The organism is Pseudomonas entomophila (assembly GCF_029193575.1).
GTDB classification, from domain to species: Bacteria; Pseudomonadota; Gammaproteobacteria; order Pseudomonadales; family Pseudomonadaceae; genus Aquipseudomonas; species Aquipseudomonas entomophila_G.
On record NZ_JARGCS010000022.1, the window covers coordinates 205,134 to 228,491 of the forward strand.

A 23,358-nucleotide genomic window follows, 5' to 3' on the forward strand; every position below is an offset into this window, starting at 1 on the left:
GGTCCCCAACAACGGCCTTGGAGACTGTATGAAGCTGGAGTATAGGAAGGCGTGCTTAAGCCTTCCTGATTAATGGCACTTTGGGTTCTACGATTTGGATATTGGATTGATAGCGAAGGGGCATAAACGCATCGCGGGGCAAGCCCGCACCCACAAGGATCGCGCCGTCCCAGTGATGGACGCGTCCTTGCAGGAGCGGGCTTGCCCCGCGATGGTATCGCTGCGGTCGCTTAACCAGCCACCAACACCCGGATCGCCTCCAAGCGCAACGCCGCCTTGTCCAGCATCGCCAACCCGTCTTCGCGCTGCTTGCGCAGGGCGTCGATCTCGCTGTCGCGCACGCTTGGGTTAACCGCCTTGAGTGCGGTCAGGCGCGCCAGTTCCTCGTCGGTCTCGGCCGCCAGGCGTTGCTTGGCTTCGGCGACGCGCGCCTCATGCACCGGCAGGACCTTGACCTCACCCGCGGCGATGCGCGTGGCCAGCACGTCGCGCTGGGCCTGGATGAACTTGTTGGCGCTGGCCTTGGGCACGCTTTCGAGCTGGTCGTTGAGGGTCTCGAAGGCCACCCGTGGCGCCAGGTCGTTACCGTTGGCGTCGAGCAGGCAGCGCAGTGCCGCCGGGGGCAGGAAGCGGCCCAGTTGCAGGCTGCGCGGGGCCACAGCCTCGCTGACATAGAGCAGCTCCAGCAGCACGGTGCCGGGCTTGAGCGCCTTGTTCTTGATCAGTGCCACGGCGGTGTTGCCCATCGAGCCGGACAGCACCAGGTCCATGCCGCCCTGGACCATCGGGTGTTCCCAGGTGAGGAACTGCATGTCCTCGCGTGACAGCGCCTGGACGCGGTCGTAGGTGATGGTCACGCCTTCCTCGTCGCCCAGGGGGAAGCTGGCGTCGAGCATCTTCTCGCTCGGCTTGAGGATCAGCGCGTTCTCCGAATGGTCCTCGCTGTCGATGCCGAAGGCGTCGAACAGGGTTTCCATGTAGATCGGCAGGGCGAACTGGTCGTCCTGTTCGAGGATCGCCTCGACCAGTGCCTGGCCCTCGCCAGCACCGCCGGAGTTGAGCTCCAGCAGGCGGTCGCGACCACTGTGCAGCTCGGCTTCCAGGCGTTCACGCTCTGCGCGGGCTTCGGCCACCAGCGTGCTCCACTGGGTGCTGTCGCCGCCGTCGAGCTGGGCCAGCAGGCGCGGGCCGAACTGGTGTTGCAGGGCGTTGCCGGTCGGGCAGGTATTGAGGAAGGCGTTCAGGCCCTCGTGGTACCACTGGAACAGGCGCTCCTGCGGGCTGTCCTGCAGGTACGGGACGTGCAACTCGATGGTGTGCTTCTGGCCGATCCGGTCGAGGCGGCCGATGCGCTGCTCGAGCAGGTCGGGGTGGGCCGGCAGGTCGAACATCACCAGGTGGTGGGCGAACTGGAAGTTGCGGCCTTCGCTGCCGATCTCCGAGCAGATCAGCACCTGGGCGCCGAACTCTTCATCGGCGAAGTAGGCTGCGGCACGGTCGCGCTCGAGGATGCTCATGCCTTCGTGGAACACCGTGGCCGGGATGCCGGAACGCACACGCAGCGCGTCTTCGAGGTCCATGGCGGTTTCGGCGTGGGCGCAGATCACCAGCACCTTGGTGCGCTTGAGCATCTTCAGGGTGTCGATCAGCCAGTCGACGCGCGGGTCGAAGCGCCACCAGCGCTCGTCCTCGGCCACCTCGCCCTGGGCTTGGAAGGCCACTTCCGGGTACAGCTCGGCGCGCTCGCCACTGGGCAGTTCGCGGTAGGGCTCGGGGTTGGCCAGCGGGTAGGGGTGCAGTTGGCGCTCGGGGAAGCCCTGGACCGCCGCGCGGGTGTTGCGGAAGAGCACGCGGCCAGTGCCGTGGCGGTCGAGCAGCTCGCGGATCAGCCGCGCGCTGGCCTGGCTGTCGCCGTCGCTGACCGCGGCCAGCAGCGCCTCGCCCTCGGCACCGAGGAAGCCCTCGATGGTGGCATGCGCCTTCGGCGAAAGCCGGCCTTCGTCGAGCAGTTCCTGCACCGCCTCGGCCACCGGGCGATAGTGCTCGCTCTCGGCGCGGAACGCGGCCAGGTCGTGGAAACGGTTGGGGTCGAGCAGGCGCAGGCGGGCGAAGTGGCTGTCCTGGCCGAGCTGCTCGGGGGTAGCGGTGAGCAGCAGCACGCCCGGGATGACCTGGGCCAGTTGCTCGACCAGGGCGTATTCGCTGCTGGCCTGTTCCTCGTGCCACACCAGGTGGTGGGCTTCGTCGACCACCATCAGGTCCCAGCCGGCGGCGAACAGCGCGTCCTGCGCCTTCTCGTCGTCCACCAGCCACTCCAGGGCGACCAGCGCCAGCTGGGCATCCTCGAACGGGTTGCTGGCGTCGCTCTCGATGAAGCGCTCGGCGTCGAACAGCGCCACTTGCAGGTTGAAGCGTCGGCGCATCTCCACCAGCCATTGGTGCTGCAGGTTCTCCGGCACCAGGATCAGCACGCGGCTGGCCCGCCCGGTCAACAGCTGGCGGTGGATCACCAGGCCCGCCTCGATGGTCTTGCCCAGGCCCACCTCGTCGGCCAGCAGTACCCGCGGCGCGCTGCGGTCGGCCACTTCACGGGCGATGTGCAGCTGGTGGGCGATCGGTTGCGCGCGGCAACCACCCAGCCCCCAAAGCGCCGACAGCTGCTGCTTGCTGGTGTGCTGCAGGGTGTTGTAGCGCAGTGAGAACCAGGCCAGCGGGTCGATCTGTCCGGCGAACAAGCGGTCGCTGGCCAGGCGGAACTGGATGAAGTTGGACAGCTGCGTCTCGGGCAGCACGCGCGGCTGGTTCTGCTGGTCGAGGCCGTGGTAGACCAGCAGGCCCTCGGCGTCCTCGACCTCGCGCACGGTCAGCTTCCAGCCCTCGAAGTGGGTGATCTGGTCGCCGGGCGAGAAGCGCACGCGGGTCAGCGGCGCATTGCGTAGCGAGTACTGGCGGGTGTCGCCCGTGGCCGGGTAGAGCACGGTCAGCAGGCGGCCATCCTGCGCCAGGATGGTCCCCAGGCCGAGCTCGGCTTCGCTGTCGCTGATCCAGCGTTGCCCCGGTTGATACTGCTGCGCCATACTGCCTGAACTCCCGCCATGAAAAGCGGACTATCTTAACGGATAGCCCCGGCGGACCAAAGCGTCACGCCACTTCATCGACGAATACCCGCTTGCCACGAGAGCCACGTGCCGACATGCCTTTCACGCGCCACTGGTTGACCGCCTCCCTGGGCCTGGGCAGCTTGCTGCTGCTGGCCGCCTGTGAACAGAAGACCTTCGAGACCCTGCCGCCGATTCCGGTCGAGCAGTTGGAGGTGCTCGGCGTGCAGACGCCAATCAAGAGCGTGCACTTCCATGACCGCGACGGCGAAGGCCTGCTGGTGCTCAGCCGGGTCGACGGCCAGGCCACCGACGCCGAGAGCGAACAGGAGGTCGACAAGGTGGTACTCAAGGCCATCCTCTATGGGCGCCAGGCCGACAGCGAGCCGTTCAAGCCGCGCTGGCAGATCGACCAGGAGACCACCTGCCCGGGGCTGGACCTGGACGTCGACTTCTATGCCGACGTCAGCGATGTCAGCGACCTGAACAAGGACGGCATCGCCGAGGTCACCGTGGCCAGCCATGCTTTCTGCGGCGGCGGCATCGACCCCCACGACATCGCCATCGAACTGCGCGAGGGCCAGGCGATCTACAGCATCACTGGCCAATCGTTGATTACGCCGGCCGGCGAAGAGCCGCTCGGCGGTGAGCGCGACGACAGCGCCTCGCTCAAAAATGCACCGCAGGTGCTGCGCGAGCACATGGACGCGGTGTGGCAGCAGGTCTACAAGCGCCCGTGGAGCGAGACCAGCCCCTCGGCGGATGACGAGGCGGACGACGAAGACGCCGAGTAGCTGCGGGCTATACTCACCTGCGGCGGCGTGACGTACCGCACATAACCCCCTCGGGCGCTCAAGGCGGCTGATCGCCAGCCGATACAAGGGCCACAGGAGAAAACCTATGCTGCCGCCGATCATCCCGCTCAGTGCCCCCCCCGTGACCTCGCAACACGACCCGGTCAAGCCGACCCCGGATATTCCCCCGGTGGTTCCGGCACAGCCGACCTCCAGCGATGGCACCATCGACCTCAAGCACCAGCGCGACCCCGAAGAGCAGGCCATGCTGCTGCGCGAACAGCAGCGCCGCCAGCAGCAGAAGCGCCGGCGGCAGGAGCAGGAAGAACTGTACAGCGCCATGCCGGGCGACGAACTCAACGCCGACAACACCGTGCCGGTGGCACCGCTGGGCGAGCGCCAGCGCCAAGGGTTGCTGGTCGATATCGAAGTCTGACGCGGGGCTGTTCAGCGCCGGCGTCTGCCTGCATCATGGGCGCATCCGCTGTCCGTCGAGCCCAACCATGAGCCAAGACAACCTGATCGATTTCGGCGCCGAGCGCGCCAAGCGCATCCACGACCTCAACGACAAGCGCCTGGACGAGATGCGCCAAGCGTTCGAGCAGGCCATGCCGCTTGCTGCGTCGAAGAAGAAAAAGCCCAAGGGCAAGCCCAAGAAGCGCTGAAAACTGATGCAGGTCAACCCTGCACCCCCTCCCAAGCCCGGTCCTGGGCAGCCATTGACCCTGGTCAATTTTCCCTCCCGCCTGATTCGTTACCTTGTGCACATCGGACAACGGCAACGAATCGGGAGGCCGACATGTTCTTCGACAACGTGGTTATCGCCGGGGTGGTAACGGTCGGGTTGATGTTGGTGTTCTTTGCCGGTCTGGGACTTTTCATCTGGAAGGATTCGCACAAGCGCAAATCGCGCTGATTCTTCCGGGTTCATGGGCACGCAAGGCATTTAGGGCGACTTCGGTCGCCCATTTTTTTGCCTGGGGTTTTTGTGATGGCCATTGTGGCCCTGTCGCGGGGCAAGCCCGCCCCCACAGGTACCCCTGTGCATTCCCAGTCGACGCTGTACCTGAGCGGGCTTGTCCCGCGATAGGGCCGCAACGGCCACCGTTGTCTATCTTCTATGCATCACCCCGCCTCAAGGTCCGTTTCGTGCCCATTACCTTCCAGGCCCTGTTTGCACCCAGCACCCTCGCCGTGAAATTCGCCCTCAAGACCCTCCTGGGCGGCGGACTGGCGTTGTGGCTGGCCCTGCGCTGGGGCCTGGAACAACCCGCCTGGGCGCTGATGACTGCGTTCATCGTCGCCCAGCCGCTCTCCGGCATGGTGGTGCAGAAGGGCCTGGCGCGGCTCGCAGGTACCCTGGTCGGCACCTTCATGTCGGTGCTGTTCATTGGCCTGTTCGCCCAGACCCCCTGGTTGTTCCTGCTCACCCTGGCCCTGTGGCTGGCCCTGTGCACCGCCGCCTCCACCCAACTGCGCAGCGCCTGGGCCTATGCCTTCGTACTCGCCGGCTATACCGCCGCGATCATCGCTCTACCCGCCGTCGACCACCCTTTGCAGGTGTTCGACCAGGCCGTGGCGCGTTGCACCGAGATCAGCCTGGGTATCGTCTGTGCCACCGCCAGCAGCGCGCTGCTCTGGCCGCTGCGTGTCGAACAACAGCTTGGCGGCCAGGCGCGCCAGGCCTGGAGCAATGGCCTGCAAGCGGCCAGCGCCATGCTCGGTGGCGAGGATGGCGCGCGTGAAGGGTTGCTGGACATCCTCGGGCGCATCGTTGCCATCGACGCCCAGCGCGAACACGCCTGGTTCGAAGGCCACCGTGGGCGTCAGCGCGCCCGAGCGATCCGCGGGCTGAGCCAGAAGCTCATGGTGCTGCTGCGCATTTCCCGCTCGGTGCGCCGTCAGTGGCGCCAGCTCGACGACGCCGAGGCGCGCCATCTGGCGCCTTGGCTGGACGAGGTGCGCGCCCAACTGGCTGCGGTCGACCCGCCGGGTCAGTTGCTGCTGCGCCAGCGCATCTGGGATGCCGCCCACGACGAACGTATCAGCCCCGCCGAGCACTATTGCCTGGCGCGCCTGGCCCTGCTGCTGGACGTCGCCATGGCTGCCACCCAGGCCCTGCACGACGTCGAGGCGGGCAGGGCGCCGAAGGACGTGCCGCAAGGCCTTGCTGCCCACCGCGACCTGCCGCTGGCGCTGTTGTTCGGCTCGCGCAGTGCCCTGGCGTTCCTGGTGATGAGCAGCTTCTGGCTGGCCACCGCCTGGCCCTCGGCGCCAGGCGGCCTGGTGTTGACTTGCGTGGTCTGCAGCCTGTTCGCCAGCCGCGAGAATGGCGCGCAGATCGGCTTGAGCTTCCTGCGCGGGATTTTCCTGGCGATTCCGGTGGCGTTTCTCGTCGGGCAGATCCTCCTGCCGCAATGGAGCAGCTTCGCCATGCTTTGCCTGGGCATGGGCGTGCCGCTGTTCTTCGGCGCCCTGGGCATGGCCCACCCTCGCACCGGGCCGACTGCCACCTCGTACTGCCTGCATTTGATCGTGCTGGTTGCGCCGCTCAACGCCATGCACTTCGACGTCGCGGTCATGCTCAACAGCGCCCTGGCTATGCTGATCGGCGTCGGTGCTGCGGTGCTGGCCTTCCGCTTGGTGGTGCTGCGCCGCCCAGCCTGGCTCGGTCGGCGCCTGCGTGCCGCGACCCAGGGCGACCTGGTGCGCCTGACCCGCCGCGACCTGCGCGGCGCCGACAGCTGGTTCGGCGGGCGCATGGCTGACCGCCTGATGCAACTGGCGCGGCACGCCAGTGAACTGCCGGAGGCCGAGCGCAAGCGTTGGGACGACGGCCTGCACGGACTGGACATCGGCGACGAACTGGTGCACCTGCGCATGTGCCTGGCGGTGGCCCAGCTGCCGATGGCCGGGGCCGAGCGTCGGTACCTGCAGCAACTGGAGGCGGTGCTGGCCAGCGGCCCGGCGCCCGGTCGCGGGCAGCGTCTGGATGCCGCCAGCGCGCAGTTCATCGAAGCCTTGCGCCAGCAACCGGCCAGCGACCCGCTGCGCCTGGCCATCGGTGCGGTACTGCAATTGCAGAAAAGCTGGGGCAAGTGGTGCCGCTGGCAGGAGGAAACCCATGGGGTTGCGTGAATGGGCGCTGGGCGGGGTGCTGCTCAGCCCGTTCCTGGTCTATGTGCTGATGGCCCTGGCCCTCACCGGCGTGCTGCGCTTGTTGGTGCAGGCCACGCCTCTGGGGCGCTGGATCTGGCACGAGGCATTGTTCGATGCCGCGTTGTTCGTCTGTGTGCTGTCGTTGGTGGTGCATCTACTCGGACCTTTATAAGGAGTCAGTCCATGCGTACAGCCGTGCGTACCTTGGTCACCTTGTGCGTGGTGGCGATCGCCGTGTTCGCCGGTTATCACCTATGGCAGTACTACATGCTCACCCCCTGGACCCGCGACGCCCGAGTGCGTGCCGACGTGGTGGTGATCGCCCCGGACGTGTCCGGCTGGGTGCGCGAACTGAAGGTGCGCGACAACCAATTGGTCAAAGCCGGTGACGTGCTGATGAGCATCGACCGCGAGCGTTTCCAGGCCGCCTACGACCAGGCCGGCGCCGTCGCCGAGACCCGAGCGCAGCAGCTGCGCCTGCGTGAGCGCGAGGCGGCGCGGCGCACCGCGTTGGGCCCCGAGGCGATCAGCGCCGAGTTGCGCGAGAACGCCCAGATCAACGCGGCCATCGCCCGTGGCGAGCTGCACGAGGCCGAGGCGCAGTTGCAGGTGGCGAAGATCAACCTGGCGCGCAGCGAGCTGCGCGCCCCGCGTGGCGGGCACATCACCAACCTGCGCCTGGCCCAGGGCAACTATGTGAACACCGGGCAGGCGGTGATGGCGCTGGTGGACGATGCCACCTTTTATATCCAGGCGTACTTCGAGGAGACCAAGCTGCCGCGCATTCGCGTCGGCGACCCGGTGAAGGTGTGGCTGATGGGGGCGGGGGAGTCCATCCAGGGGCAGGTGGAGAGCATCAGCCGGGGCATCACCGATCGCAACAGCACGCCTGACAGCCAGTTGCTGCCGGAGGTGGAGCCGACCTTCAACTGGGTGCGGTTGGCGCAGCGTATTCCGGTGCGCATCCGTCTGGAGACGATTCCCGAGGGGATGACCCTGAGTGCGGGGATGACGGCGAGCGTGCAGGTGCACGAGGGGCAGGGTGGGCGGTGAGCGTTCGGGCCGCCTCGCGGGGCAAGCCCGCTGCCATAGGTACTGCGCAGCCCTGGGGGAGAGTGAACTACCTGTGGCGGGCTGGTCCGGCGATGGGGGCGCAGCGCGCCCCCGCGACATCACGGTTGCTGAGCGGTAGCCGCCAGCACGATCTCACGAATGCACACGTGCTGCGGTTGCTGGTACGCCCAGACGATTGCCCCGGCCACATCCTCCGCCGCCAGCACCACGCCACCCATGTCGTTGGCTTTCCACGACTCGTAGTCACGCTTGATGCCTTCATCGGTGGTGTGCCCGAGCAGTTCGGTCTCCACCGCCCCTGGGGCGATGGTCACCACACGCACGTTATGCGGCGACAGCTCCTCGCGCAGGTTTTCCGACAAACCATGCACCGCGAACTTGGTGCCGACATACGCCACATGGTTGGGGAAGGTCTTGCGCCCGGCCACGGAGCTGACGTTGATCAGCGTGCCCGCACGTCGTGCGACCATGCCGCCGGCCAAGGCATGCACGCCGTTGAGCAGGCCCTTGATGTTGATGTCGATCATCCGGTCCCACTGCTCGGGGTCCTGCTCGCTCACCTGGCCCAGCAACATCACGCCAGCATTGTTCACCAGCGCGTCGGCCGGGCCGTAAAGCGCTTCGGCCTCGGCCACGGCGGCGACCAGTGCGGCACGCTCACGGATGTCCACCGCGCGACACAGGCAGTTGGGCAGTGCCAGCGCTTCCAGGCGCTCCAGGCGCCGGGCGATCAGCAGGAGGGGGTGGCCGGCTGCGGCGAACTGGCGGGCGGTGGCTGCGCCGATACCGGAGCTGGCACCGGTAATGATGATCAGGGGTTTGTTCATGGCTGCCTCCCAGGCATAATCGTTTTCGATGGCCTGAATTCTAGACAGGGTTCGGTACCTTGAAAAACGGCTTATTCCTCTGGCTGGCATCGGTTTTTTCTATGGATATTCGTCACCTTAAAGCGTTCATCGCGGTCTTCGAAGAGCGCAACATCACCTGCGCCGCGCAGCGTCTGTGCGTGGCCCAGCCAACCTTGTCGGTGACTATCCGGCAACTGGAGGAAGACCTCGGTGTGAGCCTGTTCCTGCGTCAGGCCCGTGGCGTCGATGTGTCCGAACACGCGCGGGCGCTTTACCCGCAGGCGTGCCGCATGGTCGCCGAGGCCGAGGCCCTGCGCCTGCGCTTTCGCCAGGAACAGGCGCGGGTACCGTTGGCGCTGGGTGTCGAGGCGGATATCGCGCCGGCCCAGGTCGAGGCCTGCGTGCGCCTGGCCAGCCAAGCGGTGCCAGGTTTGCAACTGAACCTGCTGGACGGCTGCGACGGCGATGCGCGCCTGGCCGATGAGGCCCAGCGTTGCGAGGACGAACTGTTCCTGCCGCTGTGGGAGGAAGCTTTCGTCCTTGCCATGGCCACCGGCAGCCAGGCCGACGGGCGCTGGGTCACCTGCCCGCAACACCTGTCGCACCAACGGTTGATGGGGCTGTATGGCGAGGGTGAACAGGTCGCCCAGGCCGGCTCGTTGCAACTGGCGTTGGCGCTGGTCGCCGCCGGGGTGGGTGCCGCCTGGCTGCCGCAGTCGCTGGTCGAGCGCCATCCTGGCATCTACTGGCAGCCGGGCTCCGGCCCTGCGCTCAGGCGCCGGGTCGGCCTGTGCTTCCCAGCCCAGGCCTTGGCGATACCGGCGCTGGCCAGCCTGCAGCAGGCGCTCGCCAACTAGAGGAACATTCCCCCGGAAAACTCGATGCGTTGCCCGGTGATCCAGCCGTTGCCCTCTTCGAGCAGCAGGGCGATGGCCGCACCGATGTCGTCGGGCAGGCCGACTCGGCCCAGCGCTGTGTTGCTGGCGACGAAGTCGTTCACCTGGCGGTTGTCACGCACCGTGCCGCCACCGAAGTCGGTCTCGATGGCGCCGGGCGCCAGGATGTTCACGCGGATGCCGCGCGCGCCCAGTTCCTTGGCCTGGTAGCGGGTCAGGACCTCCATCGCGCCCTTCATCGCCGCATAGGCGGCGTAGCCGGGCAGTGCAAAGCGCGCCAGGCCCGTGGAAACATTGACGATGCGGCCGCCGTCCACCAGGCGTGGCAGCAGGCGCTGGGTCAGGAAGAACGGGCCCTTGAACTGGATATTGAGCAACTGGTCGAACTGCGCTTCGGTGGTTTCGCTGAAGGCCGCGTGCAGGCCGATGCCGGCGTTGTTCACCAGGAAGTCGAAATCCTCGCGGCCGAAGTGCCGTTCCAGGGTCTGGCCCAGGCGCTCGGCGAAGTCGGCGAAGCGGCTGCTATCGCCGACGTCCAACCGCAGCATGGCGGCGCGCACACCGGCCTGCTCCAGGCTGGCGGCCACCGCTTGGGCCTCGTCGGCCTTGCTGTGGTAGGTGCCGATGACGTCGATACCGCGCGCGGCCAGGTGTTCGGCGGCATTGCGGCCCAGGCCGCGGCTGGCGCCAGTGATCAGGGCGATCTTGCGGGTCATGTCGATTACCTCGTGGGTGGAAAAGTGGCTACAGGTTATTGGTCGGCAATTTGCTGTTAAATCCGCTGAATCTGGAAATACTGTTCGATATAAACGAACTGTATGGAGCCCTCGATGAACAAGCTGGAGTTGCTGCGCACCTTCGTGCGAGTCACCGAGCTTTCGAGTTTCACCTTGGCCAGCGAAAGCCTGGGGCTGCCGCGTTCGACGGTCTCGGAGCAGGTGCGCGCCCTCGAGACGCTGCTCGGCGCCCGCCTGTTGGAACGCACCACGCGGCGGGTGCAGGCGACCCAGGACGGCCTGTTGCTGTACGAGCGCAGCAAGGACCTGCTGTCAGGCATGGACGAGATCGAGGGCCTGTTCCGCGCCGACGCCAGCGCGCTCAGCGGGCGCCTGCGCATCGACCTGCCGACGATGATGGCGCGCAAGGTGGTTATCCCGGCCTTGCCTGGTTTTCTCGATCGCCACCCGAACCTGGAGCTGGAGATCAGTTGCACCGACCGTCAGGTGGACCTGTTGCGCGAAGGCTTCGACTGCGTGGTGCGGGTCGGCGAGCTGCGCGACCTGGATGTGGTGGCGCGGCCCTTGGGGCGGTTGGCCATGCGTAACTGCGCCAGCCCCGCCTACCTGGCGCGTCAGGGCGTACCGCAGAGCCTTGAAGACCTGGCGCAACATCGGTTGATCCACTATGTGTCGCGGCTCGGCGCGCGCAGCCCGGGGTTCGAATACGAGTGCGACGGCGAGCTGTGTTTCCAGGCCATGGGCGGAGTGATCACGGTGAACAACGCCGAGGCCTATTCCGCCGCCTGATTGGCGGGCCTGGGGCTGATCCAGGCGCCCGCGACCGGGGTCGAGGAGCACCTGCGGCGGGGCGAACTGGTGGCCGTGCTCGATGCCTGGCCTGCGCGGGCGATGCCGGTGTCTCTGCTGTATGCCCGGCAACGCCATGTGCCGCATCGTGTACAGGCCTTCATGAGTTGGTTGCAGGCGTTGCTGGTGGCATGAAACCTTGGCGATCAGGGGCTCGGTTGCGCTAGGCTGCACCTTGCGCGTTGCCCGCCAGAGGCAACCGTTCCCGCCCGGCGTGCGTTCCTTCCGAATTTTTTGCGAGGTAACGTCATGGCCATCACTTCCCAGGACATCTGCGGCGCCGCCGACCAGCTCAAGGGCTTCGTCGGTTTTCATGGCAAGCGCGGCAGCCATATCGTGCGTTTTTCCGAGGACTCGTTCGGCATGGACGTGGCCGACGACAGCATCGTGCCGTGCAGCGAATTCGTCTGGCGGCCTGAGGCCGGGCGGCGCATGGCGCTGTGCCGGGAGCGGTTGGCGCTGCTGCTGGCACAGCATGTGGACGAGCGCCTGAACATCGGCGAGCCGTTGCGTTTGTACCTGCGGCGCACCGATTTGCCGGAGATCGTGGCTGAGCGGAATCGCTGTTGAAGCCATCGCGGGGCAAGCCCGCTCAGGTTCCCTGCTGATTTCGACAGCGGCGCGGTACCTGTGTGGGGCTTGTCCCGCGATAGGGCTGGCGCGGGCACCACCTGCTCACGAAACCCCAGGCCGCACCTGCTGCTCGGCCAACAGTGCCTCGAACTCCTCCCGGCCCACCGGCCGGCTCAGGTAGTACCCCTGCACCTCATGGCAGCGCTCCTTGCCCAGCGCCATGAGCTGCTGCTCGGTCTCGACCCCTTCTGCCGTCACCGTCAGGCCCATGGCCTTGCCCAGGTTGATGATCGCCTGCACCACCGCACGGTCGTTACCGCTCTGGCTGCTGAGCCCGGCGATGAAGCGCTTGTCGATCTTGATGCTGTCGAACGGATAAGTGCGCAGGTAGCCCAGCGACGAGTAGCCGGTGCCGAAGTCGTCCATGTTCAGCCGCACGCCGAGTTCCTTTAGCGCGAGCATGGTGCCCAGGGCGCCCTCGATGTCGTTGAGCATCACGTTCTCGGTGATCTCCAGCTCCAGGCGCTGGGCCGGGAAGCCGGTCTCCAGGAGGATCTCGCGCACGTCGGCGACCACATCGCTGCGTGAGAACTGCGCGGGTGACAGGTTCACCGACACCAGCAGCCCGTCAGGCCAGTCGCGGGCCGTGCGGCAGGCCTCGCGCAGCACCCAGCGGCCAAGGACGACGATCAGCTCGCTCTGTTCGGCCAGGGGGATGAAGGTGTCCGGGGCGAGCATGCCTTCCTCAGGGTGCTGCCAGCGCAGCAGCGCCTCGACCGAGACGATGGACAGGTCCTCCAGGCGATAGCGTGGTTGGTAATGCAGCACGAACTCTTCCTGCTTGAGCGCCCGACGCAGGTCGTTCTCAAGCTGGCGACGGTACTGGATCTGCTGGTTCATCTCCGGCGAGAAGTAACGCCAGGTGTTCTTGCCATCGTGCTTGGCCTGGTACAGGGCGATGTCGGCGCAGCGGATCAGCTCGCCGGCGTCGAAGCCCTGGGCGCGCGCCTGGGCCACACCGATGCTGGCGCCGATGTGCATTGGCTGGTCATCGAACAGGATAGGCTGTTGCAACAGGGTGATCAGGCGCGCGCAGAAGCGGTCGATCTCGCTGCGGTTGTCCATCCCGCCCAGTACCAGGACGAACTCGTCACCCCCCAGGCGCGCCACCAGATCGCCGTCGCGGGTGGTGTCGCGCAGGCGCGTGGCGACCTCTTGCAGCACCGCGTCGCCCGCTGCGTGGCCAAGCGAGTCGTTGATCGGCTTGAAGTTGTCCAGGTCCAGCAATAGCAGGCTCAGCGGCGGCGAATCGCTGCCGCGCAGCAGGGCCTGCTCAAGGTGGCGCGACAGTTTGTTGCGATTGGCCAGGCCGGTGAGCGCGTCGTGCATCGACAGGTGCTGGATGCGTGCGTGGGCGGCGACCTCGTCGGTGATGTCGCTGGCGGTGCCGCGAAAGCCGGCAAGCGTGTGGTCATAGAGGATTGCCCGCGCCGAGAGGCGACAGAAGCGGTTTTGCCCCTTGGGGTCGCGGTAGCTGCAACGCAGGTTGGCCAGTTGTTGCGGGTCGCTGTCGGTCTGGCTGTCGAGCCAGGGTGTCAGGGGCGTGGTATCGCAGGCCAGCAGTTGGTTGATCGGTTGGCCCAGCCAGTCTTCGACGCGGTAGCCGGTGACGCTGGCGAAGCGCTGCGAGAGGTAGGTGAGACGGTGGTGGCGATCGGTTTCCCAGATCCAGTCGGAGGCGGCTTCGGCCACCGCGCGGAAGCGCTGTTCGCTGGCTTCCAGTGCGCGATTGCTCTGTTGCAGGTGTTGCAGGGTAACGTCCACGGCGTTCGAACTGCGCAGGGCGTGGCGAAACAGGTAGAGCATCACCACGCCCAGCACCAGCAGCACGCCGAGCAAGGGCGGCAGCACCGCCCACAGCAGCTGGCGCCCCGGCTGTGGGCTGGACCAGGCCAGGCGGTAGCCGGTATCGCCTAGTGCGATGCGTGGCTGGCCGCGGGCGTCGACCTCGTTCCTCTCGAGGTGCATGTTTTCCAGCCCGGCGCCTTCGCCGAGGCGGGCGAGCTTTTCCTCGGTCAGTTGGTCGACGAACAGCATCACGGGGGTCTTGCCGACGTCGATGTCGAGTACCTCGCTGTCCGGGCGCACGGCCGCGGCGCTGAGCACCGCGGGCCAGCCGTTCAGGCGTACGAAATGCGTCACTTGTTCGCGGGCCGCGGCCACCTGGCGGGCTTGGGCGATGATCGGTGCCAATGGCGTGTCGATGAACGCTGTGGCCGGGGCGTCGCTGGGCTTGCCCTTGAACAGGGCATACGTGGTGCGCTGGTCGCTGACCACGAACACGCCTTCGTAGCCACTGGCGCTGTACAGCGACTCGCCGACGTTCTTTTCTTCGTATGCCCACTGCCAGTCGACCTCGCTGGCAAGGTGCTGGTAGGCGGCATCCCACACGGCGTAGCTGGAAAGGAACTGGCGCGAGGCCAGTAGGCGTTGCTCCAGGGCCTGGGTGGCGTGGAACTGGCTACGGCTCTGTTCCTGCTGGTCCAGGGTGGCGGCGATGTTGAACAGGGCGCCGAGGGCGATCAGGCAGGCGATGCCGAACAGGGCGCAAAAGCCTCCGATCAGGCGGCGGACCTGCAGGCGAGGGGTAGGACTGGCGGGCATGTCCATGCTCGAACGACTCCTTCATGACTGCTCGCCTTCCGCCGGGCAGCCTGGAGGAAGGTTCAGTCAGGATAGGCCAGCTTGAGCGTGGCGGCCTCGCTGCGGGAGAAATTGACCTGGTTGCGGCCCTGGTGCTTGGCGGCGTATAGCGCCTTGTCGGCGTCTTCCAGCCATTGCTCGGGGGTGGCCATGCCGGGGGCGAAAGCCGAGAGACCGATGCTCAGGCTGATGCGCAGCGCTGGCAATTGCGGATTGCGGTAGGCGCCGACCTGTTCACGCAAGCGTTCCATGGCTTGGCAGGCCTGGGCCAGCTGGGTGCCGGGAAGAATCAGGCAGAACTCGTCGCCGCCGTAGCGTCCGGCCAGGTCGTCTTCGCGCAGGTTGCGTTTGAGCTCCGCGCTCAGTTGCCGCAGCACGCAGTCGCCGACCACGTGACCGAAAGTGTCGTTGATGCTCTTGAAGTGGTCGATGTCGATTAGTGCGATCACTGCTGGGGCCTGCTGCTGACGGCAGATCTGGAAGCGCAGCAGCAGCAGGTCTTTCCACGAGCCGTGGTTGAGCAGGCCGGTGAGACTGTCGGTGCGACTCAAGGCGCTCAGGCGACGCTTGTGGTCGGCGAGCTTGATCGCCAGTTGGTAGCAGACCCAGCCCAGCGCCAACGGGTAGAGGGTCAGCATCGGCAGACAGGCATACACTTGCAGGGTGCTGGCCTGCAATTGCAGGCCTGGGCCGAGCAATGCAGTGGCCAACAGCATCCCGCCCAACTGCGCCAGCAAGCCGCGCAGGACCAGGCGCTTGCCGCCGGCGGCGACGTTGTTCATGGTCATCATCGACAGGATGGTGACGCTGGGGAGCGGGTTGAAGTGGATCGCCGCGGCCCAGAAGCCGCCGCTCAGCGAGTCGAGCAGCAGGTTGCGCTGCTCGGCCTGGTAAGGCGTCGGCGAGCGTAGCGCCCAGTGATAGGCCAGGTGCGGCCACGCCAGGCCGTTGAGCAGCATCAGTCCCCAGACCCAGGTCGGCGGGTGCAGCGGGGCGATCGCCGCCATCACGCTGAGCAGGCCGATGCCCATGCCGAGGGTGCGTGGCAGGTAGATGCGCCTGACGAATGAGCGGCCCTTGCCGCTTTGGTTGTCGATCATGGTTCTGGTTCTTTATCTTCAGGCGCCGTTTATCGCATAAGTTGCGTGAATATTGTTGAACAATGATTCATGGCGGAAAAATGACCTTACAAGCCAATTCACGGTTGATGCGATCACTGTGGGGTAACATGAAGGCTTTCCTCTTGCTCGGAGTGTTCCTGCTCATGGTTGCCATGGCTTCACCCGCCGCAGAGCCGGCGCCGCATCGGGATGGACGCTTTCACAACCAGGCCACGTTGCCTCGGGACGGGGTGCTGAAGAAGCTGCGCATTGGCCTGAAGTACCTGTTCCTGCGCAAGCCCCCCGAGACCCGTCCTGCCACGCCGCCGAGCGTGCAGGCGATGACCCGCCAGCAGGTGCTGGATGCCCCGGACCACAGCCTCTGGCGCCTGGGGCATTCCACGGTATTGCTGAAGTTGCGCGGGCGTTTCTTCATCACCGACCCGGTATTCGCCGAGCGCGCCTCGCCGGTGCAATGGGCCGGGCCTCAACGCTTCCACGCGCCACCGCTGGCGCTCAGCGAACTGCCGCCGTTGGCCGCGGTGATCCTCTCCCACGACCACTTCGATCACTTGGACGAACAGTCGGTGCGCAGCCTGGCGCCCAGTACCGACTATTTCCTCGCGCCGGTGGGTGTGGGAGACCGCCTGGTCGCCTGGGGGATACCGGCCGACAAGGTGCGCCAACTGGACTGGTGGCAGGAAACCGAAGTGGACGGCGTGCGTTTCGTCGCGACCCCGGCGCAACACTTCTCCGGGCGCGGTTTGTTCGACAGCAACAGTACCCTGTGGGCTTCGTGGGTGGTGATGGATGACGACCTGCGCCTGTTCTTCAGTGGCGACACCGGCTATTTCGACGGATTCAGGCAGATCGGCGAGCGCTTCGGGCCGTTCGATCTGACACTGATGGAGACCGGCGCCTATAACGTGGCCTGGCCCAACGTGCACATGCAGCCCGAGCAGAGCCTGCAGGCGCATTTGGATTTGCGTGGGCGCTGGATGCTGCCGATCCACAACGGCACCTTCGACTTGTCGATCCATGGCTGGCAGGAACCGTTCGAACGCATCGTGGCCCTGGCCGCGGCGGCGCAGGTGTCGCTGAGCACGCCGCAGATGGGCGAGCGGGTCAGCCTCGATTCGCCTCATGCCGGGCAGAACTGGTGGCAACCCCGACCGCTACGAAAGCGTAGCAAGGCTGCGGAGCAGGCGGTGGTGGCGCGCTGAAGGTCAGTCGGCAGGTTTGCGCGGTGGTGGGGTGTCCTTGAACAGCTTCGACGGCGGCTTGCCGCTGTCGCTGCGTACTTGGGCGTGGCTGATCAGCGCAAAGATGAAACTGCCGCCGACGATGTTGCCGGCCAAGGTCGGCAAGGCGAACGCCAGCCAGAAGGCCCGCCAGGTTTCATCGCCGGCCCACACCAGGTACGAGACTTCCACCGAACCGACCACTATATGGGTGAAATCCCCCAGCGCCATCAGGTAGGTGATCATCAGGATGATCCAGATTTTGGCGTGTTCCATCGAGGGGATCATCCAGACCATGGTGGCGATCATCCAGCCCGAGACGATGCCCTTGGCGAACATCTGGCTGATGTCGTTCTGCATCACCTTGCGGCCCACATCGAGGAACGCCACGTCGGTCTTGCTGTCGAAAATCGGCAGTTCCAACATCACCCAGGCCACTAGCAAGGTCCCCGCCAGGTTGCCGAGCAGCACCACGCTCCACAAGCGCAGCAGCCGGCCAAGGTTGGCCAGGGTAGGGGTGGTCATCAGTGGAAGTACCGCGGTGAGGGTGTTCTCGGTGAACAATTGCTGGCGCGCGAGAATCACCGCGAGGAAGCCTGCACTGTAGCCGAGGCTGGCGATCACCTGGCTGCTGCCACCTTCGGGGAGGCGTGCATAGAGCAGCCCCATGGCCATCAACGACAGGCCCATGGTCAGTCCAGCGGCCAGTGCCGACCACCACAGGGCGGCGAGGGTGCGCTCCAGCTCCTGGTCGCCCTGGGCGCGGATGATCTCGTGCAGTACTGCGGCTCGGGGCGGTTGGTTGTGGCTGACTTCCTGTTCTTCGTCTGCCGAGAGGCCGGGGGTCTTGTCGCTTTGCGTTTCGCTCATGACGGCTCCACTCCGCGGGGTGTTTCTCTACAGATCAATGGCGCTTCGAATAGTTGCTGGGTCGATGCATCGGGTCATCTCAAATTTTTTTGGGGCAAAGTGTTGACTCCAATTTCAAACCACGTATTATTCGCCTCCTCGCAGCGATGCACGCAGCGAGGCAGGCGGTAAGTGTTTGAAGTTGAAAGCTTTTGAAAGAAAGCGAAATCGAAAAAACTTCAAAACAACGCTTGACACGAAGTAAGGCTGCTGTAGAATGCGCGGCCTCGGTTGAGGCGAAACGCTCTTAGCCAAACGCTCTTTAACAAATTGAATCAAGCAATTCGTGTGGGTGCTTGTGAGTATGGACTGATCGTCGCCAAGATTATCGGCATCACAAGTGGCCATGCGAGAAATCACATAGTCATTTGAGATTGCTGAGCCAAGTTTAGGGTTTCTTAAAAACCCAAGCAGTATTGAACTGAAGAGTTTGATCATGGCTCAGATTGAACGCTGGCGGCAGGCCTAACACATGCAAGTCGAGCGGATGACGGGAGCTTGCTCCTGGATTCAGCGGCGGACGGGTGAGTAATGCCTAGGAATCTGCCTGGTAGTGGGGGACAACGTTTCGAAAGGAACGCTAATACCGCATACGTCCTACGGGAGAAAGCAGGGGACCTTCGGGCCTTGCGCTATCAGATGAGCCTAGGTCGGATTAGCTAGTTGGTGAGGTAATGGCTCACCAAGGCGACGATCCGTAACTGGTCTGAGAGGATGATCAGTCACACTGGAACTGAGACACGGTCCAGACTCCTACGGGAGGCAGCAGTGGGGAATATTGGACAATGGGCGAAAGCCTGATCCAGCCATGCCGCGTGTGTGAAGAAGGTCTTCGGATTGTAAAGCACTTTAAGTTGGGAGGAAGGGTTGTACGTTAATACCGTGCAATTTTGACGTTACCGACAGAATAAGCACCGGCTAACTCTGTGCCAGCAGCCGCGGTAATACAGAGGGTGCAAGCGTTAATCGGAATTACTGGGCGTAAAGCGCGCGTAGGTGGTTCGTTAAGTTGGATGTGAAAGCCCCGGGCTCAACCTGGGAACTGCATCCAAAACTGGCGAGCTAGAGTATGGTAGAGGGTGGTGGAATTTCCTGTGTAGCGGTGAAATGCGTAGATATAGGAAGGAACACCAGTGGCGAAGGCGACCACCTGGACTGATACTGACACTGAGGTGCGAAAGCGTGGGGAGCAAACAGGATTAGATACCCTGGTAGTCCACGCCGTAAACGATGTCAACTAGCCGTTGGAATCCTTGAGATTTTAGTGGCGCAGCTAACGCATTAAGTTGACCGCCTGGGGAGTACGGCCGCAAGGTTAAAACTCAAATGAATTGACGGGGGCCCGCACAAGCGGTGGAGCATGTGGTTTAATTCGAAGCAACGCGAAGAACCTTACCAGGCCTTGACATGCAGAGAACTTTCCAGAGATGGATTGGTGCCTTCGGGAACTCTGACACAGGTGCTGCATGGCTGTCGTCAGCTCGTGTCGTGAGATGTTGGGTTAAGTCCCGTAACGAGCGCAACCCTTGTCCTTAGTTACCAGCACGTAATGGTGGGCACTCTAAGGAGACTGCCGGTGACAAACCGGAGGAAGGTGGGGATGACGTCAAGTCATCATGGCCCTTACGGCCTGGGCTACACACGTGCTACAATGGTCGGTACAGAGGGTTGCCAAGCCGCGAGGTGGAGCTAATCTCACAAAACCGATCGTAGTCCGGATCGCAGTCTGCAACTCGACTGCGTGAAGTCGGAATCGCTAGTAATCGCGAATCAGAATGTCGCGGTGAATACGTTCCCGGGCCTTGTACACACCGCCCGTCACACCATGGGAGTGGGTTGCACCAGAAGTAGCTAGTCTAACCTTCGGGGGGACGGTTACCACGGTGTGATTCATGACTGGGGTGAAGTCGTAACAAGGTAGCCGTAGGGGAACCTGCGGCTGGATCACCTCCTTAATCGAAGACATCAGCCTGCTGATGAGCTCCCACACGAATTGCTTGATTCATTGTCGAAGACGATCAAGACCCTATATAGGTCTGTAGCTCAGTTGGTTAGAGCGCACCCCTGATAAGGGTGAGGTCGGCAGTTCAAATCTGCCCAGACCTACCAATATGCGGGGCCATAGCTCAGCTGGGAGAGCGCCTGCCTTGCACGCAGGAGGTCAGCGGTTCGATCCCGCTTGGCTCCACCACTTTCTGCGGTACCTTGATCAGAACCTAGAAATGAGCATTCGCTGTTGAATGTTGATTTCTGGCTTTTGTCAGATCGTTCTTTAAAAATTCGGATATGTGATAGATAGACTGATGGCCAGTTTCACTGCTGGTTAATCAGGCTAAGGTAAAATTTGTGAGTTCTGCGCGAGAGCGCAACATGCGAATTTTCGGCGAATGTCGTCTTCACAGTATAACCAGATTGCTTGGGGTTATATGGTCAAGTGAAGAAGCGCATACGGTGGATGCCTTGGCAGTCAGAGGCGATGAAAGACGTGGTAGCCTGCGATAAGCTTTGGGGAGTCGGCAAACAGACTGTGATCCAGAGATCTCTGAATGGGGGAACCCACCTAGGATAACCTAGGTATCTTGTACTGAATACATAGGTGCAAGAGGCGAACCAGGGGAACTGAAACATCTAAGTACCCTGAGGAAAAGAAATCAACCGAGATTCCCTTAGTAGTGGCGAGCGAACGGGGACCAGCCCTTAAGCTGGTTTGAGATTAGTGGAACGCTCTGGAAAGTGCGGCCATAGTGGGTGATAGCCCCGTACACGAAAATCTCTTGCCAGTGAAATCGAGTAGGACGGAGCACGAGAAACTTTGTCTGAACATGGGGGGACCATCCTCCAAGGCTAAATACTACTGACTGACCGATAGTGAACCAGTACCGTGAGGGAAAGGCGAAAAGAACCCCGGAGAGGGGAGTGAAATAGAACCTGAAACCGTATGCGTACAAGCAGTGGGAGCCTACTTTGTTAGGTGACTGCGTACCTTTTGTATAATGGGTCAGCGACTTATATTCAGTGGCGAGCTTAACCGAATAGGGGAGGCGTAGCGAAAGCGAGTCTTAATAGGGCGTTTAGTCGCTGGGTATAGACCCGAAACCGGGCGATCTATCCATGGGCAGGTTGAAGGTTAGGTAACACTGACTGGAGGACCGAACCGACTACCGTTGAAAAGTTAGCGGATGACCTGTGGATCGGAGTGAAAGGCTAATCAAGCTCGGAGATAGCTGGTTCTCCTCGAAAGCTATTTAGGTAGCGCCTCATGTATCACTGCTGGGGGTAGAGCACTGTTTCGGCTAGGGGGTCATCCCGACTTACCAAACCGATGCAAACTCCGAATACCAGCAAGTGCCGAGCATGGGAGACACACGGCGGGTGCTAACGTCCGTCGTGAAAAGGGAAACAACCCAGACCGTCAGCTAAGGTCCCAAAGTCATGGTTAAGTGGGAAACGATGTGGGAAGGCTTAGACAGCTAGGAGGTTGGCTTAGAAGCAGCCACCCTTTAAAGAAAGCGTAATAGCTCACTAGTCGAGTCGGCCTGCGCGGAAGATGTAACGGGGCTCAAACCATGCACCGAAGCTACGGGTATCACCTTTGGTGATGCGGTAGAGGAGCGTTCTGTAAGCCTGTGAAGGTGAGTTGAGAAGCTTGCTGGAGGTATCAGAAGTGCGAATGCTGACATGAGTAACGACAATGCGAGTGAAAAACTCGCACGCCGAAAGACCAAGGTTTCCTGCGCAACGTTAATCGACGCAGGGTTAGTCGGTCCCTAAGGCGAGGCTGAAAAGCGTAGTCGATGGAAAACAGGTTAATATTCCTGTACTTCCGGTTATTGCGATGGAGGGACGGAGAAGGCTAGGCCAGCTTGGCGTTGGTTGTCCAAGTTTAAGGTGGTAGGCTGAAATCTTAGGCAAATCCGGGATTTCAAGGCCGAGAGCTGATGACGAGTTGCCTTTAGGCGACGAAGTGGTTGATGCCATGCTTCCAAGAAAAGCTCCTAAGCTTCAGATAACCGGGAACCGTACCCCAAACCGACACAGGTGGTCGGGTAGAGAATACCAAGGCGCTTGAGAGAACTCGGGTGAAGGAACTAGGCAAAATGGCACCGTAACTTCGGGAGAAGGTGCGCCGGCGAGGGTGAAGGACTTGCTCCGTAAGCTCATGCCGGTCGAAGATACCAGGCCGCTGCGACTGTTTATTAAAAACACAGCACTCTGCAAACACGAAAGTGGACGTATAGGGTGTGACGCCTGCCCGGTGCCGGAAGGTTAATTGATGGGGTTAGCGCAAGCGAAGCTCTTGATCGAAGCCCCGGTAAACGGCGGCCGTAACTATAACGGTCCTAAGGTAGCGAAATTCCTTGTCGGGTAAGTTCCGACCTGCACGAATGGCGTAACGATGGCGGCGCTGTCTCCACCCGAGACTCAGTGAAATTGAAATCGCTGTGAAGATGCAGTGTATCCGCGGCTAGACGGAAAGACCCCGTGAACCTTTACTATAGCTTTGCACTGGACTTTGAGCTTGCTTGTGTAGGATAGGTGGGAGGCTTTGAAGTGGGGACGCCAGTTCTCATGGAGCCATCCTTGAAATACCACCCTGGCAACCTTGAGGTTCTAACTCAGGTCCGTGATCCGGATCGAGGACAGTGTATGGTGGGTAGTTTGACTGGGGCGGTCTCCTCCCAAAGAGTAACGGAGGAGTACGAAGGTGCGCTCAGACCGGTCGGAAATCGGTCGTAGAGTATAAAGGCAAAAGCGCGCTTGACTGCGAGACAGACACGTCGAGCAGGTACGAAAGTAGGTCTTAGTGATCCGGTGGTTCTGTATGGAAGGGCCATCGCTCAACGGATAAAAGGTACTCCGGGGATAACAGGCTGATACCGCCCAAGAGTTCATATCGACGGCGGTGTTTGGCACCTCGATGTCGGCTCATCACATCCTGGGGCTGAAGCCGGTCCCAAGGGTATGGCTGTTCGCCATTTAAAGTGGTACGCGAGCTGGGTTTAGAACGTCGTGAGACAGTTCGGTCCCTATCTGCCGTGGACGTTTGAGATTTGAGAGGGGCTGCTCCTAGTACGAGAGGACCGGAGTGGACGAACCTCTGGTGTTCCGGTTGTCACGCCAGTGGCATTGCCGGGTAGCTATGTTCGGAAGAGATAACCGCTGAAAGCATCTAAGCGGGAAACTTGCCTCAAGATGAGATCTCACTGGGATCTTGAATCCCCTGAAGGGCCGTCGAAGACTACGACGTTGATAGGTTGGGTGTGTAAGCGCTGTGAGGCGTTGAGCTAACCAATACTAATTGCCCGTGAGGCTTGACCATATAACACCCAAGCAATTTGAGCGTCAGACGCCGAATTGTGGTGGTGAAGACGAAAGA

Annotated in this window: 16 protein-coding genes, 2 tRNA genes, 2 rRNA genes and 1 pseudogene; 15 read left to right on the plus strand and 6 right to left on the minus strand. The window is 62.9% G+C overall.

The window, feature by feature from the left end; all coding sequences use genetic code 11:
• Positions 1–230 precede the first annotated feature (230 nt).
• Positions 231–3,077 (minus strand): RNA polymerase-associated protein RapA, encoded by a 2,847-nt coding sequence (gene rapA / locus P0Y43_RS10925; protein WP_275637305.1) that lies wholly within the window; start codon positions 3,075–3,077, stop codon positions 231–233.
• Positions 3,078–3,193: 116 nt separating this feature from the next.
• On the opposite strand from rapA, the gene P0Y43_RS10930 reads away from it, so the two are divergent.
• From P0Y43_RS10930 to P0Y43_RS10955, 7 genes are all read left to right on the plus strand, one after another.
• Entirely contained in the window at positions 3,194–3,892 is a 699-nt protein-coding gene (locus tag P0Y43_RS10930) for a M949_RS01915 family surface polysaccharide biosynthesis protein (protein ID WP_275637306.1), read from the plus strand.
• 106 nt (positions 3,893–3,998) lie between these two features.
• Positions 3,999–4,328 carry an aspartate-semialdehyde dehydrogenase gene (locus P0Y43_RS10935; RefSeq protein ID WP_275637307.1) on the plus strand — a complete coding sequence of 110 codons (330 nt, stop codon included), beginning with the start codon at positions 3,999–4,001 and terminating at the stop codon, positions 4,326–4,328.
• 67 nt (positions 4,329–4,395) lie between these two features.
• Entirely contained in the window at positions 4,396–4,557 is a 162-nt protein-coding gene (locus P0Y43_RS10940) for a hypothetical protein (RefSeq protein WP_275637308.1), read from the plus strand.
• A gap of 134 nt (positions 4,558–4,691) precedes the next feature.
• Positions 4,692–4,808 carry a cytochrome c oxidase subunit CcoM gene (gene ccoM, locus P0Y43_RS26940; protein ID WP_345774561.1) on the plus strand — a complete coding sequence of 39 codons (117 nt, stop codon included), beginning with the start codon at positions 4,692–4,694 and terminating at the stop codon, positions 4,806–4,808.
• A gap of 233 nt (positions 4,809–5,041) precedes the next feature.
• Complete coding sequence (locus tag P0Y43_RS10945; RefSeq protein WP_275637309.1) at positions 5,042–7,030, plus strand: FUSC family protein; 1,989 nt, start codon at positions 5,042–5,044, stop codon at positions 7,028–7,030.
• Positions 7,017–7,223: a DUF1656 domain-containing protein gene (locus P0Y43_RS10950; protein WP_275637310.1), complete on the plus strand. Its 207-nt coding sequence runs from the start codon at positions 7,017–7,019 to the stop codon at positions 7,221–7,223. Before P0Y43_RS10945 ends, P0Y43_RS10950 begins: the two co-directional genes overlap by 14 nt.
• 11 nt (positions 7,224–7,234) lie before the next feature.
• Positions 7,235–8,104 carry an efflux RND transporter periplasmic adaptor subunit gene (locus P0Y43_RS10955; RefSeq protein WP_275637311.1) on the plus strand — a complete coding sequence of 290 codons (870 nt, stop codon included), beginning with the start codon at positions 7,235–7,237 and terminating at the stop codon, positions 8,102–8,104.
• 119 nt (positions 8,105–8,223) lie between these two features.
• Here the strand turns inward: P0Y43_RS10955 and P0Y43_RS10960 are convergent, their stop codons facing one another.
• On the minus strand, positions 8,224–8,952 hold the full coding sequence (locus P0Y43_RS10960) for an SDR family oxidoreductase (protein ID WP_275637312.1): 729 nt from the start codon (positions 8,950–8,952) through the stop codon (positions 8,224–8,226).
• Between the two features lie 101 nt (positions 8,953–9,053).
• On the opposite strand from P0Y43_RS10960, the gene P0Y43_RS10965 reads away from it, so the two are divergent.
• Positions 9,054–9,830 carry a LysR family transcriptional regulator gene (locus tag P0Y43_RS10965; protein ID WP_275637313.1) on the plus strand — a complete coding sequence of 259 codons (777 nt, stop codon included), beginning with the start codon at positions 9,054–9,056 and terminating at the stop codon, positions 9,828–9,830.
• Here the strand turns inward: P0Y43_RS10965 and P0Y43_RS10970 are convergent.
• Positions 9,827–10,585 (minus strand): SDR family NAD(P)-dependent oxidoreductase, encoded by a 759-nt coding sequence (locus tag P0Y43_RS10970; RefSeq protein ID WP_275637314.1) that lies wholly within the window; start codon positions 10,583–10,585, stop codon positions 9,827–9,829. The two genes, P0Y43_RS10965 and P0Y43_RS10970, sit on opposite strands and share 4 nt — an antisense overlap.
• Before the next feature lie 114 nt (positions 10,586–10,699).
• Between P0Y43_RS10970 and P0Y43_RS10975 the strand changes: the two are divergent.
• Positions 10,700–11,590: pseudogene (locus P0Y43_RS10975) on the plus strand (LysR family transcriptional regulator).
• Positions 11,591–11,704: 114 nt separating this feature from the next.
• Entirely contained in the window at positions 11,705–12,025 is a 321-nt protein-coding gene (locus tag P0Y43_RS10980) for a DUF2025 family protein (protein WP_275637315.1), read from the plus strand.
• A gap of 105 nt (positions 12,026–12,130) precedes the next feature.
• On the opposite strand, the gene P0Y43_RS10985 is transcribed toward P0Y43_RS10980, so the two are convergent.
• Together P0Y43_RS10985 and P0Y43_RS10990 are read right to left on the minus strand one after the other, a co-directional pair.
• A complete protein-coding gene (locus tag P0Y43_RS10985; protein WP_275637316.1) occupies positions 12,131–14,698 on the minus strand; it encodes a bifunctional diguanylate cyclase/phosphodiesterase in 2,568 nt (855 codons plus the stop codon).
• A 56-nt stretch (positions 14,699–14,754) separates the two neighbouring features.
• Positions 14,755–15,831: a diguanylate cyclase gene (locus tag P0Y43_RS10990; RefSeq protein WP_275637317.1), complete on the minus strand. Its 1,077-nt coding sequence runs from the start codon at positions 15,829–15,831 to the stop codon at positions 14,755–14,757.
• A 128-nt stretch (positions 15,832–15,959) separates the two neighbouring features.
• Here P0Y43_RS10990 and P0Y43_RS10995 point away from each other — a divergent pair, with 128 nt between their 5' ends.
• Positions 15,960–17,054 (plus strand): MBL fold metallo-hydrolase, encoded by a 1,095-nt coding sequence (locus P0Y43_RS10995; protein ID WP_275637318.1) that lies wholly within the window; start codon positions 15,960–15,962, stop codon positions 17,052–17,054.
• A gap of 3 nt (positions 17,055–17,057) precedes the next feature.
• Here P0Y43_RS10995 and P0Y43_RS11000 read toward each other — a convergent pair whose 3' ends face one another.
• Positions 17,058–17,942, minus strand: a complete 885-nt coding sequence (locus tag P0Y43_RS11000; RefSeq protein WP_275637319.1) for a formate/nitrite transporter family protein — start codon at positions 17,940–17,942, stop codon at positions 17,058–17,060.
• A 457-nt stretch (positions 17,943–18,399) separates the two neighbouring features.
• Between P0Y43_RS11000 and P0Y43_RS11005 the strand changes: the two genes are divergently transcribed.
• From P0Y43_RS11005 to P0Y43_RS11020, 4 genes are all read left to right on the plus strand, one after another.
• Positions 18,400–19,936, plus strand: a 16S ribosomal RNA gene (locus P0Y43_RS11005).
• Positions 19,937–20,013: 77 nt separating this feature from the next.
• Positions 20,014–20,090, plus strand: a tRNA-Ile gene (locus tag P0Y43_RS11010).
• Between the two features lie 6 nt (positions 20,091–20,096).
• A tRNA-Ala gene (locus P0Y43_RS11015) sits at positions 20,097–20,172 on the plus strand.
• Positions 20,173–20,409: 237 nt separating this feature from the next.
• Positions 20,410–23,301: ribosomal RNA gene (locus P0Y43_RS11020) — 23S ribosomal RNA — on the plus strand.
• Together the 16S and 23S rRNA genes with 2 tRNA genes alongside form the textbook arrangement of a ribosomal RNA operon.
• The last annotated feature ends 57 nt before the right edge of the window (positions 23,302–23,358 follow it).

Bases quoted from the DNA above. Each gene is read 5' to 3' on its own strand.
- rapA (WP_275637305.1), bottom strand. From the start codon at position 3,077: ATGGCGCAGCAGTATCAACCGGGGCAACGCTGGATCAGCGACAGCGAA.
- P0Y43_RS10930 (WP_275637306.1), top strand. From the start codon at position 3,194: ATGCCTTTCACGCGCCACTGGTTGACCGCCTCCCTGGGCCTGGGCAGC.
- P0Y43_RS10935 (WP_275637307.1), top strand. From the start codon at position 3,999: ATGCTGCCGCCGATCATCCCGCTCAGTGCCCCCCCCGTGACCTCGCAA.
- P0Y43_RS10940 (WP_275637308.1), top strand. From the start codon at position 4,396: ATGAGCCAAGACAACCTGATCGATTTCGGCGCCGAGCGCGCCAAGCGC.
- ccoM (WP_345774561.1), top strand. From the start codon at position 4,692: ATGTTCTTCGACAACGTGGTTATCGCCGGGGTGGTAACGGTCGGGTTG.
- P0Y43_RS10950 (WP_275637310.1), top strand. From the start codon at position 7,017: ATGGGGTTGCGTGAATGGGCGCTGGGCGGGGTGCTGCTCAGCCCGTTC.
- P0Y43_RS10955 (WP_275637311.1), top strand. From the start codon at position 7,235: ATGCGTACAGCCGTGCGTACCTTGGTCACCTTGTGCGTGGTGGCGATC.
- P0Y43_RS10960 (WP_275637312.1), bottom strand. From the start codon at position 8,952: ATGAACAAACCCCTGATCATCATTACCGGTGCCAGCTCCGGTATCGGC.
- P0Y43_RS10965 (WP_275637313.1), top strand. From the start codon at position 9,054: ATGGATATTCGTCACCTTAAAGCGTTCATCGCGGTCTTCGAAGAGCGC.
- P0Y43_RS10970 (WP_275637314.1), bottom strand. From the start codon at position 10,585: ATGACCCGCAAGATCGCCCTGATCACTGGCGCCAGCCGCGGCCTGGGC.
- P0Y43_RS10980 (WP_275637315.1), top strand. From the start codon at position 11,705: ATGGCCATCACTTCCCAGGACATCTGCGGCGCCGCCGACCAGCTCAAG.
- P0Y43_RS10985 (WP_275637316.1), bottom strand. From the start codon at position 14,698: ATGGACATGCCCGCCAGTCCTACCCCTCGCCTGCAGGTCCGCCGCCTG.
- P0Y43_RS10990 (WP_275637317.1), bottom strand. From the start codon at position 15,831: ATGATCGACAACCAAAGCGGCAAGGGCCGCTCATTCGTCAGGCGCATC.
- P0Y43_RS10995 (WP_275637318.1), top strand. From the start codon at position 15,960: ATGAAGGCTTTCCTCTTGCTCGGAGTGTTCCTGCTCATGGTTGCCATG.
- P0Y43_RS11000 (WP_275637319.1), bottom strand. From the start codon at position 17,942: ATGAGCGAAACGCAAAGCGACAAGACCCCCGGCCTCTCGGCAGACGAA.